This is a genomic window from Nocardia xishanensis NBRC 101358, from assembly GCF_001613365.1.
Classification (GTDB): Bacteria; Actinomycetota; Actinomycetes; order Mycobacteriales; family Mycobacteriaceae; genus Nocardia; species Nocardia xishanensis.
Genome location: NZ_BDCF01000023.1, coordinates 15,740 through 32,695 on the forward strand (window position 1 = coordinate 15,740; position 16,956 = coordinate 32,695).

Below are 16,956 nucleotides of genomic sequence, written 5' to 3' on the forward strand. Positions count from 1 at the left end.
GTCCGATTAGTTGCCGAAACTGACGATTCACGTTGCAGGGATGAGGAACCAGCATGACCACCAAGCCGGCAGTGCCGAAAATCGAGACCACCAGCCCGCTCGACGCCGTCGCGACCGACATCGGGCTGCTGATCCTGCGGGTCGTCTTCGGCGGCCTGCTCGCCGCGCACGGCGCGCAGAAGCTGTTCGGATGGTTCTCCGGCTACGGCTGGGACGCCACCACCGCCATGTTCGAGAACATGGGCTACAACCCCGGCAAACTGTTCGGCACGCTGGCCGGCCTCACCGAGATCGTCGGCGGTCTGATGCTGGTCCTCGGTGTGCTCACCCCGCTGGCCGCGGCCATCGTCCTCGGCACCATGCTCAACGCGATCAACGCCACCTGGGGTCCCGGCCTGTTCGGCCAGGGCGGCTGGGAGATGCCGCTGCTGTTCGGCACCGTCGCGGCCACGGTGGCCTTCACCGGCTCGGGCCAGTTCTCGCTGGACGCCGGGCGTCCCTGGAAGCGCAAGGGTTTCGTGTGGGGCGCGGGCGCGGTGGGGCTCGCCGTCGCCACCGGCGTCGTCACGCTGATCCTCAAGTGGGTGCTCTGAGCGGGCGGTCCTGATCGGGCGGCGCGGTGATTTCGGTCGCCGCGCCGCCTTCGTTTTCGGCCCACCTGGGTTTTGTCACACCGCGCGCCGCCACGTCGTCGTCTCGGTGCGGCCCGAGTAGAGATTCAGGAGAGAAGATGACCATCGAGATCAGCAACCCCGCCGAACTGCACGACCCGACCGGATTCGGCTACAGCCACGTCGCGCGGGTATCCGGCGAGCTGGTTCTCATCGCAGGCCAATACGACTCCGACGCCGAGGGGCACACCACCACCGAGGACTTCGCGCGTCAGGTGGACCGGGCCTTCGCCAACCTCGGCATCGCGTTGCGCTCGGCGGGATTGGACTACCCGGACGTCGCGCAGCTGCGTACTTTCATCGTCGACCACGATCTGGACAAGCTGACGGTCCTCGGCAAGAAGATCGCCGAGATCTGGGGCGAGCGGCCGCCGACGCAGACGTTGCTCGGCGTCGCGGCGTTGGCGTTGCCGGGGATGCTCTTCGAGGTGGACGCGCTCGCGGTGCGGGGGTGAGCCGAGGGGCGGATGCCACATAGGCGTACCTCCGCCTCCGCCGGGCTGCGCGTGGCTGTCGACGGGACTGCGTCCGGCTGTGCCGACGCGCGTACCTCCCGCTTTCGCCCGCCGTTGTCGACGGACCCACGCCCACTGAGATCATGAGATCGTGAGCGTGGGTATCGAGCTGGTGGCCGTCGCGGCGGGCCGGGTGGCGTTGTCGGACCGGCGCACCGAGCGGAGCTGGTCGGTCGATCTCGCGCCGTACCGGATCGGTGCGGTCGCTGTCACCCAGGCGCAATACGCGGCGGTCACGGGGCTGCGGCCGAGCTCCGTCGCGGGGGATCGGCTTCCTGTGGAGAGCGTTTCGTGGATCGACGCCATCGGTTTCTGCAATGCCCTCTCGAGACGCGAGGGGTTCGCTCCCGCCTATCGCGTCGAGGGGTTGGCCGTGGAATGGGATGCCGCGGCAGCGGGATATCGCTTGCCCACCGAAGCCGAGTGGGAACATGCCTGCCGGGCAGGCACTTCCGGGCCTCGCTACGGCGAGCTCGACGAGATCGCCTGGTACCGCGACAATTCCGCCGGGCACGCGCACGAGGTCGGCCGGAAGGCGCCCAATTCCTGGGGGCTGTACGACATGCTCGGCAACACGTGGGATTGGTGCTGGGACGTCTACGACGCCGAGGTGTACGGGGAGTACCGGGTGCTGCGCGGAGGCGGGTGGTCCGATCGGCACTGGAGTTGCCGTGCGTCGGTGCGGCGGCGCAGTCACCCGACGTTTCGGATCGATGACGTGGGGTTCCGGGTCGCGCGCTCGGAGTGAATCGAAACAGGTTGCCGCCGAAAGTGATTTGCCTGCCTTGCACGGCGGCTTCGACCTGGGACAGACGTTCCCGACGCAGGTGGTGCCGCGCCCCGCTCCGTAGTGGCGTTAGAGCGGGTGCACTAGCATCGGCTCGCTTGCCGGTGGAGACGAAGGAGGGGGCGGCGTGCTGTACGAGGGGGAGGTCTTCGCGGGCTACGTCATCGAGCGACAGCTCGGACGCGGCGGCATGGGATCGGTGTACCTGGCCAGGCATCCGCGCCTGCCGCGGCGTACCGCGCTCAAGCTGCTGAATCGGGAGATGTTCGCCGACAACGAGATTCGCGCCCGCTTCGAACGCGAAGCCGATGTCGTCGCGCGGCTGGACCATCCGAACATCGTGACCGTCTACGACCGCGGGGTCGAGGACGAGCAGCTGTGGATCTCGATGCAGTACGTCGACGGTTCCGATGCCGCCGAAATCGACACCAACTCGTTCACGCCCGAACGCGCCGTCCGTATCGTCGCCGAAACCGCGAATGCGCTGGACTACGCGCACAGCATGGGCATCCTGCATCGCGACGTCAAACCCGCCAACATCCTGCTCGCCCATCCGGGCGCGGGTCAGGAACGAATCTTTCTGACCGACTTCGGCATAGCCCGTCTCCGCGACGACGCGGTCCACCTCACCCGGACCGGCACCTTCACCGCCACCCTCACCTACGCCTCCCCGGAGCAGCTCACCGGCGCGCCGCTCGACGGCCGCACCGACCAGTACTCGCTGGCCTGCACGCTGTACTGGCTGCTCGCGGGCGTGGTGCCGTTCGAATCCACCAACCCCACGGTGGTCATTCAAGGGCATCTACAGCAGCCGCCGCCTCCGCTGAGCGGCGTTCGGTACGGAATGCCTGCCGCGCTGGACGGCGTGCTTGCGCGAGCGCTGTCCAAGCGGGCCGAGGAAAGATTCGGCAGTTGTGCGGAATTCGCCGAGGCGGCGCGGCGGGCGCTGGCAGGCGTGCCGGTGGGCGCGTCGGCTGCGGCGATGACTCCGCCCGGGCCGTACGTCGCGGCCGCTGGCGCGCCCAACTCGCACGCTCCCGCACTCGGCTTGCCGCAGGGTATTTCAGCGCCGATGGGTCAAGGGCAGGCCTCGCCAGTTCCGACGGCGCACGGACAGGGTTCGTCAGCGCCGATGGCGCACGTTCCTCCAGCGCCGATGGGACAAGTTCCTTTGGTTCCGATCGCGCTGGGGCCGCTGACGCCGATGGCGCATGGGCCGGTCGGCGCTCCGCGCGGCGGCATGATGCCCGGAGCAGCACCACCACAACGGCGTTCGCCGCTCGTCCTTCTCGCCGTCCTGTGCGCAGTCGCGGTGCTCACCATCAGCGGTGTCGCCGTCGCGTTGGTGCTCACCAGCTCGAATGCCGCCGCCGACGTCGACCTCATCCACCGGGAATTTCCTGGCATGGTGCCCGCCGACCCGATCGGCGCCGGCTATCGAAACGCGCGGTGCGACAAACGAACCACCCACACCGCGGAAGCCTCCGACTTGCAACAGCGCCCCGACTTCGGCAACTGGACCGAAGCCTGGTTCTGCTACAGCGGCGACGGCGTCGGCCCCAACAGCCTCAACCCGCCCTACTACGAGTTCTACCGATACCGCTCCGCCGCCGACGCCCGCGCGGTCGTCACCGGACTCCCCGCCAACAAGCGCTCAGAGGACGCACACGGATCGAAGAACTACACCAACTACACCCTCGACCGCCGAAAAGACGGCTTCACCTACACCCGCATCGTCACCGTCTTCACCGGCGACACCCACCGCGAAACCCTCCTCATGTACACCCACAGCATGGAAGGTTCCCTCCACCTCGACCTGGAAGGTGTGCGGCAATGGTGGCGGGGAGCGCCACTCGGGTGAGAACGACGACCGGTCGCGGATCCACGAGCTGCCGATCGCTGTACCGGCAACTGCGAGGCCGAAGCCAGCACCATCCGGCTTGGTCCGCAACCCGATCATCGTCGCCGACGCACGATTCGCCAACGAATACTCCACGTGCAGTAAGCTTTCGGAGAATCACGAGGGGAGTGATCGCGGTGGCGGGGTGGGATGTCGATTCGGCGGGCGGTGGACAGGCGCTCGGGGTGATGCGGCTTGGCGCCGAAATCCACGGCTTCTCGTTCTACTGCCGATGGCCGCTACCTCCAACCACCCTCGTGGAGTTCATTTTGGCATCGGAATGCCCCGGGCTCACGTCCTCACTGCCGCATGCCGAGTCGAGGTCTCGCACCCATGGCCACCTAGCCGCACGCCAGACGCACCTCCCGGCCGCGAATGTACGGGACTTCGCAGTGACGCGCGAATCTCGCCACATCTTACAGAAAGTCAGAGAATGACCTACGAATTCAAGGTTGCCCCGGACGACATCGACAAGGCGGCAGACCAGCTGGGGGAAATCGCTACGGGAAGCGCGAAGGCCGTCGAGTACGCCAAGAAGTGGCTCGATCTGGAAAGTAATGCCGGTCTGGTCCTGAAACCTCTCATGGACGTTCTTCAAGAAGCCTGTGACGAGCTGGCGGTAAATTATACCCGGCTGGGCTCCAAGACGAGCGAAGCCGCTACGGAGTTGGAGAAGGCCGCGGACATGTACCGAACTATCGACAAAGCGCGGGCCGAAGCGCTCGACAAGACCTACCCGACGAAGGCTGATAAATGACCGACAGTACTGCTGCACCTGATCCGACCGAGAAGCTCGTCGCACCGGAGGTCGAGGCTTGGTTGTCGACCGGAGGAACTCTGGTCGACTTCGTGCTGGGAAACGCGTACAGCGTCACCTACTACTTGAATCTCATCGTCTCGTTGACTGGATTCAACCCGGTCGGAGAGGTGCAGGAGTACTTCGGAGGAGATTGGCAAAAGCTCCTCGAATCCGCCAAGGCGGTCGAGAATCTGGCCGCGTACAACACTGCCTACGCTGACGCGGTCGAGTCGGCGATGAAAAACATGGAGTCGTCCTGGCAGGGCAATGCAGCCACCAGCGCGGACGACTACTTCTCCAAACTGACGACGGCTGTCGACGGGCAGGTCGATCCCTTGACAGAGGTCGCTAACGCGATCGCCGCCTTTGCGTGGGCATCGTTCGGCATCGCGCAGACCGTCCAAGCGATTCTTCTGGAAATCGGCGACCAAATTGTTCAGTGGGTGCTGACTAAAATAGCAGCAGCTGCTGCCAGGGCGACTGGCTATGGCGCTGCGGCTGCAGCCGCACTGGAAGTCGTCTGTGTCGCCATCGTCATCGCAATGAATTTCAATACCGTGAAGCTGATAAAAAATCTAGGAGCCGCGCTGGCTGCCGCACAAGCAGCCGTCGGTACGATCACCGCATTCATAGGGACCGCGATGGAATTCCGAATTCCCAGCCTGGGCGGGAGCTACGATCATCCCGGGGTGATCTGATGAGTCGCGAAGAACCGATGCTGGACCTCGTCGGCGGCGACATCGGCATGTCACGTCATCTTGCGAAAGCTATGAACATCATCGTCGGCAGCGCGGGCGTTGACGCAGATCTGAAGGCGCAAATACAGGGCATCCTGCAGGGGAAGGGCACGCTTCGCGATCTCGCCCACAGCGAGGCATTCGCGCGACTTGGCGACGCCGTCATCCCCCAGGCGCTCGCGGATTTCGCGGCGACTTCGCCCGAGGAAATCCAGCGAAAGGCCGAACTGGGAAATGCAATCCTCGAGAGCTACCGGAAACAGGATTCCGAGACTCCGCCACCCGCTGAACCCTCCCGGGGTACGTCACCCGACCAATCGCCGACCAGCGCTCCCCAATCGACTCCCTCCGCGTCCGCTGCCAACATCTCGAGTAGCGGTGACCGCCCAGCGAGCCATGTGATTCCAGGAACTCGGAAGCCCAATCGCGACCGGATCGTCACGCCCGACGATCTGGATGACGACGATCTGTACTTCCAGGACCGCAACCAGCGTGGCTGGCTCCAGTGAGGCGACTGCGCCTGGCTGGCGAGTACTACAGCCCCAATAGTGGTGGCTTCGAACCGAACCCGCTACCGCCGACCCCGTTGGTGCACCAGCGGCAGTGGACTCACCAGGACGATGTGACGATCCGGCTGCGTCGGTGTCGAAAAGCTTTGCCGAATACTGGTTCCCTTTGGCGGAAGACGGACCGGCGGCTACACGTCGAACCACTCGAACTGGAAGTCGCGCAACCTCTGCCCGATGTGTGTGCCAGGCACGGTCGCCCGGCGGTGTCCCGAAGCGAGGTGCGAGCCTGCTTCTACGACACCGACCTGCATCCTCGGTTTCATCGCTCGGCCTTCGAGCGAGACCTGGCCAAGCTCGTGTGGCTGAGAATGGTCACGGGCGCACCGGTTTCGACGATCCTCGACGGCGAGTGGCCTGTCTGTGATCGATGCGTCCGCACCACCCGGCGATACCGCTGGCTCGCCCGCGCGCTGCTGTGGGTGATGGCCGTCAATCTCGTCGCTGTGGTGATAGTCAGCGTGGCGAACATCGATCTTCTGCTCGTCCCGCTAGTACTCGCTCTATTCCCGGGTTCGATTCCGCTGGGTTTGGTTGTGTTCATTCTGCTGGCCAACAAGGGCACTCAGCGGGTGACCTACCGTCCGATCTATGACGAAAGATTCGCCTTCGTCCAAGCCCATTCCCGTTTCCGCGCGGCGATCGAACAAGACCCTCGCTATCGCCCTCCGCTCGACGAAGAGCCCGACACGACATGATGATCAGCGGCGGTGGTGGGGAAGCGCCAACTCTCCTGAGCTGTTGGGCGCTTGGCCGCCGTCGGATAAGATGACCGTGCCCGAGTGGGAACCGTGGGGGATCCATCTACGTCTTATCCTGTGAGGGCTCGTCGGCGCTGGATGTCAGGAGGGGTATGCGAGCCATGGGGATGTCGAGCAGGTTCGCGGTGCGTCTGGCTGTTGGTGCGGCTGCCGTGAGTTCCGTGCTGGCGAGTTGCACGTCGACCGTTGGCGGGAACGCGACGGAGGAGGGGAGTAGTCCGTTCTCGCACAATGAGTCGGTTCCGCTGTTCAATCCGTGTACAGATCTGTCGAATGACGTGTTGCGGGGGGACAAGTTGGATCCGGCGACCAAGCAAGTGAGCGCGGACAGTGAGTCCAACGATGAGGCTTGGTGGAAAGTCTGCAACTGGAGATCGACCGAGGGACCGTATGCCGTCAGCATCTTCTCGACGAGGCGCACGGTCCCTGAACGTCGAGCGAATGATCAAAGTCTCGTGATCGAAGACGTCGCCGTAGGATCCAGGGCCGGCGTGGTGCACACCAAGAGGCACGATCCTGACAAGCTGACCTGTTATGTCAGTGTTCCCGCCGCGCAGGGGATGTTCGAGGTGGGAATCGCCTGGCGGTACAGCGAGCGTGGTTCTATGCCACAATCACCGCCCTGTGACTTGGCCGAGCGGCATATGAGGTACTTCGAACCGATTCTGCCGAAATGAGAACTCTGCTTTCGGAGGCCGGTGCGGCGCGTTTCGCGCGTCACGGTCTCCAACGTCACGGTTCGGCTCGGAGAATTGGTCGGAGAGGGAGGGGCTGATGTCGAACGCAAACGAACCTGCGGGAAGCCAGCAAAACCCAGCGTCGCTAGACGACGCTTTGGCCCAGTGGCGCGGGTACAAGCAGAAAGCTGAAGCGGGCGAGTTCCGAATGGATCATCAGATCGGTGATGCGCTGCGCAACCGCGCCGAGGTAATGCTCAAAGGACTAGAGGATTACCTCCTCGTCAAGGCATCCGACCTGGGGCAGATAAGTGGTTTCGGAACCCTGCCTTCCGCCGAGGCTCTGAAGAAAAAATTCGAGAACAAGGCGGTCAACGACTCCGACTCTGCGGTCAATCAGTTGAAGAAGCACATCGACGTTGTCACGTTGATGCGCGATACCTACGCCTTGTCGATTCGCAAGCTTTCCGACACCGATCAGGCCAATGCCAGTCAGTTCAACAACACGGATGTATAAGCAGGCGTAATGGGGACTCCTCCGCACGAGTGGCTGGCCAACGTCGCCAGCTATGGCGTTCCAGTGATCGCGGTTCCGCGTCACGTGTACAACTTCTTCCACGCGCGTTCCGAGGCGCAGACGCAAGAAGAGAACTTCAACGATCGGCAGTCCAAAGCACAGAATCAGTGGAATACCGACCGGCAGTTCGTCAACAAGACGTGGTCGGATCTGCAGTCGCAATACGACGGCCGATACGCGGATCGGGTCCTGGTGGGGGACAAAAAGGAATCTTTCCTTTCGCAGTCTCACGAGTGGATCTACAACCAACTGAAGGACATCAAGCAACCCGAGATCAACAAGGCCGCCGACGGTTGGCGCGACATGGTCCGTGAAGCCGAACGTCTCGTCAACGACTTCTCCACCGGCGTGCAACGCGACATTGATGACTTCATGGAAGGCAAGACCGCCAACGCGGTCATCGAATCCACCAAGTCCTACGCAGACGAGATGAAGAAGCTGATCGTCACGTTCAACATGGTCGCTCGCGGACTGGATCTCACCGAGGGATATCTGACCCAGGCCCAGCAGACCGTCGACGAGCCGCACAGTTTGTCGCTCATCGATCAAGTCATCGGTCACATCCCCGGCAACGGGGTTTTCAAGAGCGCCCAGTACCGCGCCGACGAAGCCGAGAATCGGGTCCGCGACTTCATGGATCGGGTGTATCAGCCCGGTGTCGTGGACGAGGTGGATCCGTACACGCCGATCCTTCCCGAGCCGAAGAGCACGATCGACGACAAGAAGGAAGAGCCGAAGATTCCCGGTCCTGGTCCCGGCCCTGGTCCCGGTCCGGGGCCAGGGCCAGGGCCAGGACCGGGTAATCCGGGCACTGACGACCCGACGGACACGGAAACCCCCGAGGATCCGACGACGGGCGACCCGCAGAGCACGACTCCGCAAAGCACGACTCCGACTGATCCGACGTCGACCACGCCGACCTCCACGACGCCAGCCGCGACGGTCCCCGACACCAAGCTGCCGAATGCGGGTCTGCCGACGCCTACGGGGCCGGGACCGGGGTCGCCCGGACCGGGCGTGCCGACGATCCCATCGCCCGGGCGGTCAGTGCCCGGCGGGAATGTTCCGGGGCAGTCCGGGCCGTCGGGCGGGTTGGCCAACAGCCGCCCGGCAGGCAGCGGCCGGGCGGGCATGCCCGGAATGGGTGCGCCGGCGGCGCGCGGTAAGGGTGATGACGACGATGAGCACAAGACACCCGACTATTTGATCTATGACCATGGAGATGAATTGCTCGGGAGTCAGCCGCCCGCGCTTCCGCCGGGTGGAGTGATCGGCGGGTGAGCGAAAACCATTGGCGTCTGGATGGTTTCATGTTCCAGCTGGCGCTGGAGGCGTTCGGGCGTGACCGGCTGCCGTATCCGTTGCGCTACACGGTCGAGGGCATCGAGGCGCACGACGACTATCTCCGTGCGCGCGCCGAAGCCGGGCAGCGACTTGGCCGGATCGCCGATCATCGCCTGCATGGCGCATTGCAGGTGCTGCTCGAGCCGCAAGTCCGCGTCGAGGTGCACGGCTTCTTCGGGCGCGATTTCGCTCAGGTCGTTCGCATTCACGCGGGCGTGGAGGGTGATCGGGCGACCGTCGCGGTCCAGTTGCCGGGGCCGACCCAGCAGTACGGCCGCGACGTGCTGCTCTCGCACTGTCCCGCACGAGCCGTCGCTCGGCATGTCGTGGTCCAGCTGCCGAGGTGCGTGGAAGGTCGGCATGCTCCCATCCGGGGACGTCGCTCTGATCTGGGGCGGACGGATTACGCGCAGCACCCGACGCGCTTGTCCCACACCGAGGAATTGAACCGCATTCTGCGGCGTCCCCGGTCCGGTCTCGGAGAGATCACCGTCTATCGGGGCGCGGCGTACGACAGCAGGCCGACGAACGACGGGCGTGGATTCCATTGGCTGGATTACCTTCCCGCGGACGGCAGGTATCTGCTCTATCACCAGGGCGGTGAGGATTTCACCGTCACGCCCGGTGCCCCCGAGGAGATCGAGCGTCAGTTGACCACTCTGATCGAGTCGACGCACCGCCCGGTTGCCCGTCGCTGGTGAGGCCCGGCTATCGGTGACGATAACCCTGAGCCGACTCGGCATCGAGCGGATTCGGTCGGCCGCGGCTCATCGCCGGTTCGGTCGCAACACCAGCATCTCGGTCGCTCCACGGTGGAATTCGTAGTGCGTGGGGCGCAGCTCGGTGGGAATGCCCTTGTCGTGTACCTCTTTTCGGAGGCGAGCGATCAGGTCGTCCTGGGGCCGCCCGCTGTGGTCGACGAGTGGGTAGAGGCGGATTTCACCCGTGGTGACGCGGGCGAGTTCGAGTAGCGCGGCGAGGTGGAAGTCGGCGTCGAGGCGGTCGGCGTAGGTGAAAAGCAGGTGGGAGCTGAGGGCTAAGTCGAAGGTGTTGTCGGGGAAGGGGAGTACGGGGAGCTGGGCGGCGATGTAGTGGCCGGGGTTGGCGAGCAGGTCGTCGCCGAAGCGGGTCGCGGCGGTCAGCCGGATGGCCTGGAGGCGGTCCGGGTCGCCGTAGAAGTCCCAGCGGTAGCGTTCGTGATGAGATCCGGCGTAAGCGCTTCCGCGTTCGGTTTCGGTGCGGGCGAGCTCGCGGAGTTCGGCTGGGGGGTTGGCGTAGACCGGGTCGGCAGCGAGGACATGAGCGCCGAGTTCGGCGGCTTCGGCGACGAAACTCGCTGCGCCGCCGGGGCAGTCGAGGATGCGGCCGCGCAGGTCGGCGTCGATGAGCTCGAAGATGGCACGATACTCGGTCAATGATCTTGCGCTGATCAGGAATTCACCGAGTACGTCGTTTTCGGTGGGGCGCTTCATCCGGATACCGTCTCACACGCCGCTGCGGCGCGACATCCAAATTTCGCGCCGCGGAATTGTTTTAGGGACATCCCCGCACCGAGTGCAGGGGCTTGGCACGGGGATATCACCGATACATTCGGTGTGGGAATTGGGGTCCACCGAAGCATCAAGGCCAAACTTACTTCCACGCGGAATCAATTGTGCGCGTTTGTGAGTGGTATCACAGATGGGATCGGCGGCGGGCGGTTCGTGGTCGCGCGGGTTCGCATCGAACGTCGTCCTCGGTCAGCTTGCGTTCGCGGTCAACCGTTTCAGCGCCTTCACGACCACCTCCGGATCGGCGGTCTCCCAATACGGCGGGAGGGTGGCGCGCAGGTAGCCGCCGTAGCGTGCGGTGGCCAACCGGGAGTCGAGGATGGCGACGACGCCGCGATCGTCCACGCTGCGCAGCAGCCTGCCGGTGCCTTGGGCGAGCAGCAGCGCCGCGTGATTGGCCGCGACAGTGAGAAAGCCATTGCCGCCGCGGGATTCGACCGCCCGCTGCCGCGCCGCCAGCAGCGGGTCGTCCGGGCGGGGGAACGGAATGCGGTCCAGGATCACCAGACTCAGCGACGGGCCGGGAACGTCGACGCCCTGCCACAGCGACAAGGTGCCGAACAGCGAGGTCTCCGGATCGTCGGCGAACTTGCGCACCAGCGCGCCCGTCGAGTCCTCGCCCTGGCACAGCACCGGGGTGTTCAACCGGTCGCGCAGCGCGTCGGTGGCGGCGCGGGCGGCGCGCATCGAGGAGAACAGGCCGAGTGTCCGTCCGCCCGCAGCATCGATCAGGCGCTCGATCTCGTCGAGGTAGGCGGGCGGCAGACCGTCGCGGCCCGGCGGCGGCAGATGTTTGGCCACGTAGAGGATGCCCGATTTGGCGTGGTCGAAGGGAGATCCGACGTCGAGCGAGCTCCAGCGCACGGTCTCGTTGTCCGAGGGCGCCTGCGCGCCGTTGGCGGTTCCGGTGTCGGGGCGGTTCGCGGACTGGGCGGGCAGTCCCCAGGTGACCGCGAGCCCGTCGAAGGATCCGCCGATCTGCAGGGTGGCCGAGGTGAGCACCACGGTGGCGGTGCCGAACAGCCGTGAGCGCAGCAGTCCGCCGACCGAGAGCGGCGCCATGCGCAGCGTCTTGCGCGGCACGCCGCCGCGCGCGTCCTCGGCCGCCAGCCAGATGACGTCGCGCCGGGTCGCCGGATCGGGTTCGTCGAACGCGGTGAGCGCGCGGACGGCGCTGTCGTGTATTTCATCGATCGCGGCAAGCGCCAGTGTGCGGGCGGCCGCGGTGTCCGGATCACCCTGCGGATTGCCGCTGCCTGGCGGCGCGAGTTCGGTGCGCGCGTTCCACGCGGCGTCGCGTACCAGCGCCAGCGCCTGGGGGACGCCGTCGGGCATGACGTCCCAGCGGGCGGGCGGCAGTTCGTCGAGGATCTGATGCCAGGCCTCCGCCGCGCCCTCCAGCCGGTCCACCTCGCGCTCGTCGACGAGTTTGGCGCAGCGGCGGGCGGCGGCGCTGATCGCGGACGGCGCCAGTTCGGCGGTGGCCACGCCGGTGACTCGGTCGACCAGTTCGTGCGCTTCGTCGATCACCACGACGTCGTGTTCGGGCAGCACCTGGATGCCGCTGATGGCGTCGATGGCGAGCAAGGCGTGGTTGGTCACCACCACATCGGCCTGGGCCGACTCGGCGCGGGCGCGCTCGGCGTAGCAGTCCTGCCCGAACGGGCAGCGTGATTTGCCGAGGCACTCGCGTGAGGACACGCTGACCTGACGCCAGGCGCGATCGGTGACGCCGGGCGCGAGCTCGTCGCGGTCGCCGGTCTCGGTGTTGGAGGCCCAGTCGTTGAGGCGCTGCACCTCGCGGCCGAGGCGGGAGATCGCGAACGCGTCGAACAGCTCGGCCTCCGCGGGCTCGTCGGGGATGGCGCTGTTTATCTTGTTGAGACACAGATAGTTGTTGCGGCCCTTGAGGATCGCGAAACGGGCCGGGCGACCGAGCGGCTTGGCCAGCGCCTCGGCAAGGCGGGGCAGGTCGCGGTCGACCAGCTGACGCTGGAGCGCGATCGTCGCGGTCGACACCACCACCGTGCGGCCGGTGCGCACCGCGTGCCGCAGGCTCGGGACCAGGTAGGCCAGCGACTTGCCGGTACCGGTCCCGGCCTGCACGGCCAGGTGCTCCTTGGTGTCGATCGCGTGGTCGACGGCCGACGCCATCGTCACCTGCCCGGACCGTTCCTTACCGCCCAGCGCGTGCACGGCGGTGGCCAGAAGGTCGGAGACTGGGGGCAGTTCGGGCACGCGTGCAGCCTACTGCCCGCCACCGACACGGTTCACCGGTCGGGCCGGACGAAGTCGTCGAGGTTGGCGCGCGCGTACTCGAGCACGCGCCGCTGGAAATCGGCGGGCTCGTTGGCGTCGTAGAGCGCGTCGGCGCGGTTCTTCCGGGTGCCGTCCCGCGGCTGCCTGATCTGGTCGGGGTTGTCGAGCACGGCGTACTCGTCGTCCCAGAGCCGGTCCAGGTCGGCGTTGTCGTGCGATTCCGCCAGCGCCTCGTATGCGGCGACCACCACCGCTGCGGCCAGTCCCGGCATTCCCGCGGCCCGCAGCGCGCCCGGCAGCCAGGGGAGTTCGTCGGCCCGCCGCGCGAGGAAACGGCCGAAGCCGCCCGCATCCACGTGATCGTTCAGCGAGGCGAGCACCATCAGATTGGCGAACGCGGGCGGCAGGGCGGTGCGGCGGCGGACCGGGTCGGCGCGCAGTTCCTCGGTCGCCGGGTTGGACCAGAAGACGATGTCCGCCGCGCGGTCGATGTCCTCGGCGTCGGCCAGTGCCCGGGCGACGGCGGCGCGGGCGCTCGCCGGAAATCGGTAGTCCACGGGGGTGGACCCTAACGGGCGACCTCGACGCCGGCGGCCTCGAGTTCGCCGAGCGCCTTCTCGATGGTCGCCTGCGCCACGCCCGCGGTCAGGCCGAGCAGCACGCGCGTCTCGAATCCGGCCGCTCTCGCGTCGAGCGCCGTGGCGCGCACGCAGTGGTCGGTGGCGATGCCGACGACGTCGACCGCGTCGATGTCGCGCTCGCGCAGCCACTCGGCGAGGTCGGTGCCGTCGGCGGTCGCGGCCTCGAAACCCGAATAGGCGGCGCTGTATTCGCCCTTGGAGAAGACCTCGTGGATCGGCGTGGTGTCCAGGTTCGGGTGGAAGTCGGCGCCGGGGGTGCCGACGCGGCAGTGCGGAGGCCAGCTGTCCACATAGTCCGGTTCGGTGGAGAAGTGCGCGCCCGGATCGATGTGGTGATCGCGGGTGGCCACGACGGCGGCGTAGTCACCGGCGATCGCGTGCTCGCTGATGCGACCCGCGACCCCCGCGCCCCCGTCGACGGCGAGTGAACCGCCTTCGCAGAAATCGTTCTGCACGTCGACGATGATCAGCGCCCGCTTCATCTCATGACACCTTTCGGGTGATGTAAACGAAGATTACCCCGCCGGTGATTACCTCTTGCCGCCCTTGTTGTCCGGGCGGATCGGTTCGACATGGAGGTGGGTATGAGTCCTGTGGCCAAGCTGGCGACCGGGGTGTCTGTCGGGACGGCGGCGGGCTACACCGGGTTCTCGCTGGCGCAGCGCGCGTCCGACGGCGAGTGGCCGGTGGGCGCCGAGTGGTTCTCCGTGGTGATCAGCGGGGTTGTGGTCGGCGTGATCGCGCTGCTCGTCGTGTTGGTGCTCGTGGCTTTCACGGGTATCGGGCGGCGCTCCGGCGGACTGTCGGGGAAATGAGGCCGATCAGCTCAGGAACGTCGTCGGGATGGCGGGATCGCCGTCGGAGAGCTTCAGGCCTTCCCACGGCAGGCTGACCAACCCGCGCGACACCAGCGCGCGACTCTCGGCCAAAGTCGGAAGCCCGTCCAGCGCTTTGCCATCGCGCACCAGCGGGACCGACAGCGGACGGGACTGGAACTCGCCGCTCGCGGGCTCGGGGCCCGCCGCGAGGTAGACGATCTCCTCGACGACGGTGCCGGTGTCGCGCGCGAGGCGCACCGCCTTCTTCGCGCCGCCGCGAGATTCCTTGTGGCTGCTGCGCTTGGCGACCGGAAGCCCGTCCACCTCCACCAGCTTGAAGACCATGCCCGCCGTCGGCGCGCCGGACCCGGTGACCAGTGCGGTGCCCACGCCGTACACGTCGACGGGGTCGCCGTGCAGCGCGGCGATCGCGTACTCGTCCAGGTCACCGGAGACCACGATGCGGGTCTTGGTCGCGCCGAGCTCGTCGAGTTGCACGCGTACCTGCCTGGCCAGCACGCCGAGATCGCCGGAATCGATGCGCACGCCACCGAGTTCCGTGCCGGCGACCTCTATCGCGTTGGCTACGCCGCGGGTGATGTCGAACGTGTCGACCAGCAGGGTGGTGCCGACGCCGAGCGCCTCGACCTGACTGCGGAAGGCCGCGGCCTCGTGCGCGCCGTCGGCGCCGCTGTGCAGCAGCGTGAAGGCGTGCGCGCTGGTGCCAGCGCCAGGCACGCCGTAGGTGCGCACCGCCTCCAGGTTCGAGGTGGCGTCGAAGCCCGCGAGGTAGGCGGCCCGCGATGCCGAGGGCGCGGCCAGTTCGTGGGCGCGCCGCGAGCCCATCTCGATCATCCTGCGGCCCGCGGCGGCGCTCACCATGCGCGCCGCGGCCGAGGCGATCGCGCTGTCGTGATTGAGGATCGACAGGATCAGCGTCTCCAGCACGACGCACTCGGCGAAGCTGCCGCGTACCGAAAGGATCGGGGAGCCAGGGAAGTACAGCTCGCCCTCGGCGTAGCCGTCGATCTCGCCGGTGAAGCGGTAAGCGCGCAGCCAGTCCAGGGTGCGGTCGTCCAGGAATCCGGCGACGATCGCCAGCTCCTCTTCACCGAAACGGAAGTTCGCCAGCGCCTCGAGCAACCGGCCCGTTCCGGCGACGACGCCGTAGCGGCGACCGTGTGGCAACCGCCTGGCGAACACCTCGAAGGTGCACGCGCGGTGCGCGGAGCCGTCGGCGAGCGCGGCCGCCAGCATGGTCAGTTCGTACTGGTCGGTCAGCAGCGCGGTGCTGGCGACCCCATCGTGCTGGTCCACATCGGCCACTGTAGCCAGCGGGACTCGCGGGGCTGCCGTGCACGGGTGTTGTATCCCCGGGGGCGAGTCGTACCCTGGACGTTATGAGCTTGTGCGAAACGAAAACGACACTGTCGGCGGCACAGGCGACCCCGGAAGCGGTCGAGTACACCGAGATCCTGGAGGCGGAGGACCGTCCGTGGGTAACTGTGGTGTGGGACGACCCGGTCAATCTCATGCACTACGTGGCCTACATCTTTCAGAAGCTTTTCGGCTACAGCAAAGCCAAGGCGACCGAATTGATGTTGCAGGTGCACAACGAAGGAAAGGCCGTGGTGTCGTCCGGCTCGCGCGACAAGATGGAGCACGACGTCCGCAGGCTGCACGCCGCGGGCCTGTGGGCGACCATGCAACGGGACGACTGATCGGTACGACTACCCTGGCGCTCGTGCGTGAATGGAGCGGGCTCCGTGCGTAAGTGGAGCCGGAAGAACTCACTGAGCGGCCTCAAGCTGCGGTCCGAGATGGACGCGAGAGAGGCCGGAGTCCTGCGCTCTCTCGTCGGCGCGGTGTCCGGGTTGCTCGTCGAGCGCTCGCGGTCGGCGCCCGAGGACGAGCTCGCCGCGCTCACCGGCCTGCGCACCGGCAACACCACCCCGCCGGACGACCCGCGGCTACTACGGCTGTTGCCGGATTTCCACCGCGCCGAGCCCGGTTCCCCCGACGCTGAGCGCGCGGGCCTGAACAGCGCACTGCGCGGGCTGCACGAACCGGAGATCATCGACAGCAAGCTCGCCGCGGGCGCGGTGGTGCTCGACACCGTCCCGCCGGACGGCGGCAAGATCGTGCTCACGCCGGAACAGGCCGACGCGTGGCTCGCCGCGCTCACCGATGTCCGCCTCGCGCTCGGCACGGTGCTGGAGATCGACGCCGACACGCCCGACCACCTCGATCCCGATGATCCGCGCGGTCCGCACCTGGACGTCTACCACTGGCTGACCTGGATGCAGGACACGCTGCTGCAAGCGCTCGCGCCCTGATCGAAGCTGCGTGCCGCC

Annotated in this window: 20 protein-coding genes; 15 read left to right on the forward strand and 5 right to left on the reverse strand. The window is 66.5% G+C overall.

Features of this window, described 5'->3' with window-relative positions; genetic code table 11:
- Positions 1–53 precede the first annotated feature (53 nt).
- The 12 genes from NX1_RS19400 to NX1_RS19455 all read left to right on the forward strand — a co-directional run bounded on the left by NX1_RS19400 (position 54) and on the right by NX1_RS19455 (position 10,035).
- Positions 54–593: a DoxX family protein gene (locus NX1_RS19400; RefSeq protein WP_068061239.1), complete on the forward strand. Its 540-nt coding sequence runs from the start codon at positions 54–56 to the stop codon at positions 591–593.
- 137 nt (positions 594–730) lie between these two features.
- Entirely contained in the window at positions 731–1,126 is a 396-nt protein-coding gene (locus tag NX1_RS19405) for a RidA family protein (protein WP_068061243.1), read from the forward strand.
- 169 nt (positions 1,127–1,295) lie between these two features.
- Positions 1,296–1,934, forward strand: a complete 639-nt coding sequence (locus NX1_RS19410; RefSeq protein ID WP_068061465.1) for a formylglycine-generating enzyme family protein — start codon at positions 1,296–1,298, stop codon at positions 1,932–1,934.
- Positions 1,935–2,100: 166 nt separating this feature from the next.
- Positions 2,101–3,834, forward strand: coding sequence for a serine/threonine-protein kinase (locus NX1_RS19415; RefSeq protein ID WP_068061245.1), 1,734 nt, complete (start codon positions 2,101–2,103; stop codon positions 3,832–3,834).
- Between the two features lie 472 nt (positions 3,835–4,306).
- On the forward strand, positions 4,307–4,630 hold the full coding sequence (locus tag NX1_RS36965) for a type VII secretion target (RefSeq protein WP_068061247.1): 324 nt from the start codon (positions 4,307–4,309) through the stop codon (positions 4,628–4,630).
- The gene (locus NX1_RS19425; RefSeq protein WP_068061250.1) at positions 4,627–5,370 is read left to right on the forward strand and encodes a hypothetical protein; all 744 of its coding nucleotides are present in this window, start codon (positions 4,627–4,629) and stop codon (positions 5,368–5,370) included. The genes NX1_RS36965 and NX1_RS19425 overlap by 4 nt, the downstream gene beginning before the upstream one ends.
- Positions 5,370–5,918, forward strand: coding sequence for a hypothetical protein (locus NX1_RS19430; RefSeq protein ID WP_068061256.1), 549 nt, complete (start codon positions 5,370–5,372; stop codon positions 5,916–5,918). Before NX1_RS19425 ends, NX1_RS19430 begins: the two co-directional genes overlap by 1 nt.
- A 113-nt stretch (positions 5,919–6,031) precedes the next feature.
- On the forward strand, positions 6,032–6,673 hold the full coding sequence (locus NX1_RS19435) for a hypothetical protein (protein ID WP_157119864.1): 642 nt from the start codon (positions 6,032–6,034) through the stop codon (positions 6,671–6,673).
- Positions 6,674–6,828: 155 nt separating this feature from the next.
- A complete protein-coding gene (locus NX1_RS19440) occupies positions 6,829–7,413 on the forward strand; it encodes a DUF3558 domain-containing protein (RefSeq protein ID WP_084501568.1) in 585 nt (194 codons plus the stop codon).
- Positions 7,414–7,510: 97 nt separating this feature from the next.
- The gene (locus NX1_RS19445; RefSeq protein ID WP_068061265.1) at positions 7,511–7,930 is read left to right on the forward strand and encodes a hypothetical protein; all 420 of its coding nucleotides are present in this window, start codon (positions 7,511–7,513) and stop codon (positions 7,928–7,930) included.
- 9 nt (positions 7,931–7,939) lie between these two features.
- Positions 7,940–9,271 (forward strand): hypothetical protein, encoded by a 1,332-nt coding sequence (locus tag NX1_RS19450; RefSeq protein ID WP_157119866.1) that lies wholly within the window; start codon positions 7,940–7,942, stop codon positions 9,269–9,271.
- Positions 9,268–10,035, forward strand: coding sequence for an ESX secretion-associated protein EspG (locus NX1_RS19455; RefSeq protein WP_068061268.1), 768 nt, complete (start codon positions 9,268–9,270; stop codon positions 10,033–10,035). Before NX1_RS19450 ends, NX1_RS19455 begins: the two co-directional genes overlap by 4 nt.
- A gap of 66 nt (positions 10,036–10,101) precedes the next feature.
- Here the strand turns inward: NX1_RS19455 and NX1_RS19460 are convergent, their stop codons facing one another.
- The 4 genes from NX1_RS19460 to NX1_RS19475 form a co-directional block, all read right to left on the reverse strand.
- Complete coding sequence (locus NX1_RS19460) at positions 10,102–10,806, reverse strand: class I SAM-dependent methyltransferase (RefSeq protein ID WP_068061271.1); 705 nt, start codon at positions 10,804–10,806, stop codon at positions 10,102–10,104.
- 267 nt (positions 10,807–11,073) lie between these two features.
- Positions 11,074–13,122, reverse strand: a complete 2,049-nt coding sequence (locus NX1_RS19465; RefSeq protein WP_068061274.1) for an ATP-dependent DNA helicase — start codon at positions 13,120–13,122, stop codon at positions 11,074–11,076.
- A 32-nt stretch (positions 13,123–13,154) separates the two neighbouring features.
- Positions 13,155–13,700 carry a DMP19 family protein gene (locus NX1_RS19470; RefSeq protein WP_068061277.1) on the reverse strand — a complete coding sequence of 182 codons (546 nt, stop codon included), beginning with the start codon at positions 13,698–13,700 and terminating at the stop codon, positions 13,155–13,157.
- 11 nt (positions 13,701–13,711) lie between these two features.
- Entirely contained in the window at positions 13,712–14,266 is a 555-nt protein-coding gene (locus NX1_RS19475) for a nicotinamidase (RefSeq protein ID WP_068061280.1), read from the reverse strand.
- A 102-nt stretch (positions 14,267–14,368) separates the two neighbouring features.
- Between NX1_RS19475 and NX1_RS19480 the strand changes: the two genes are divergently transcribed.
- Entirely contained in the window at positions 14,369–14,599 is a 231-nt protein-coding gene (locus NX1_RS19480) for a hypothetical protein (RefSeq protein ID WP_157119868.1), read from the forward strand.
- A 6-nt stretch (positions 14,600–14,605) separates the two neighbouring features.
- Here the strand turns inward: NX1_RS19480 and NX1_RS19485 are convergent, their stop codons facing one another.
- Positions 14,606–15,937: a nicotinate phosphoribosyltransferase gene (locus NX1_RS19485; protein ID WP_373864889.1), complete on the reverse strand. Its 1,332-nt coding sequence runs from the start codon at positions 15,935–15,937 to the stop codon at positions 14,606–14,608.
- A 65-nt stretch (positions 15,938–16,002) separates the two neighbouring features.
- On the opposite strand from NX1_RS19485, the gene clpS reads away from it, so the two are divergent.
- Together clpS and aosR are read left to right on the forward strand one after the other, a co-directional pair.
- Entirely contained in the window at positions 16,003–16,323 is a 321-nt protein-coding gene (clpS, locus tag NX1_RS19490; RefSeq protein WP_068061288.1) for an ATP-dependent Clp protease adapter ClpS, read from the forward strand.
- 45 nt (positions 16,324–16,368) lie between these two features.
- A complete protein-coding gene (gene aosR, locus NX1_RS19495) occupies positions 16,369–16,938 on the forward strand; it encodes an oxidative stress transcriptional regulator AosR (protein ID WP_068061467.1) in 570 nt (189 codons plus the stop codon).
- Positions 16,939–16,956: the final 18 nt, after the last annotated feature.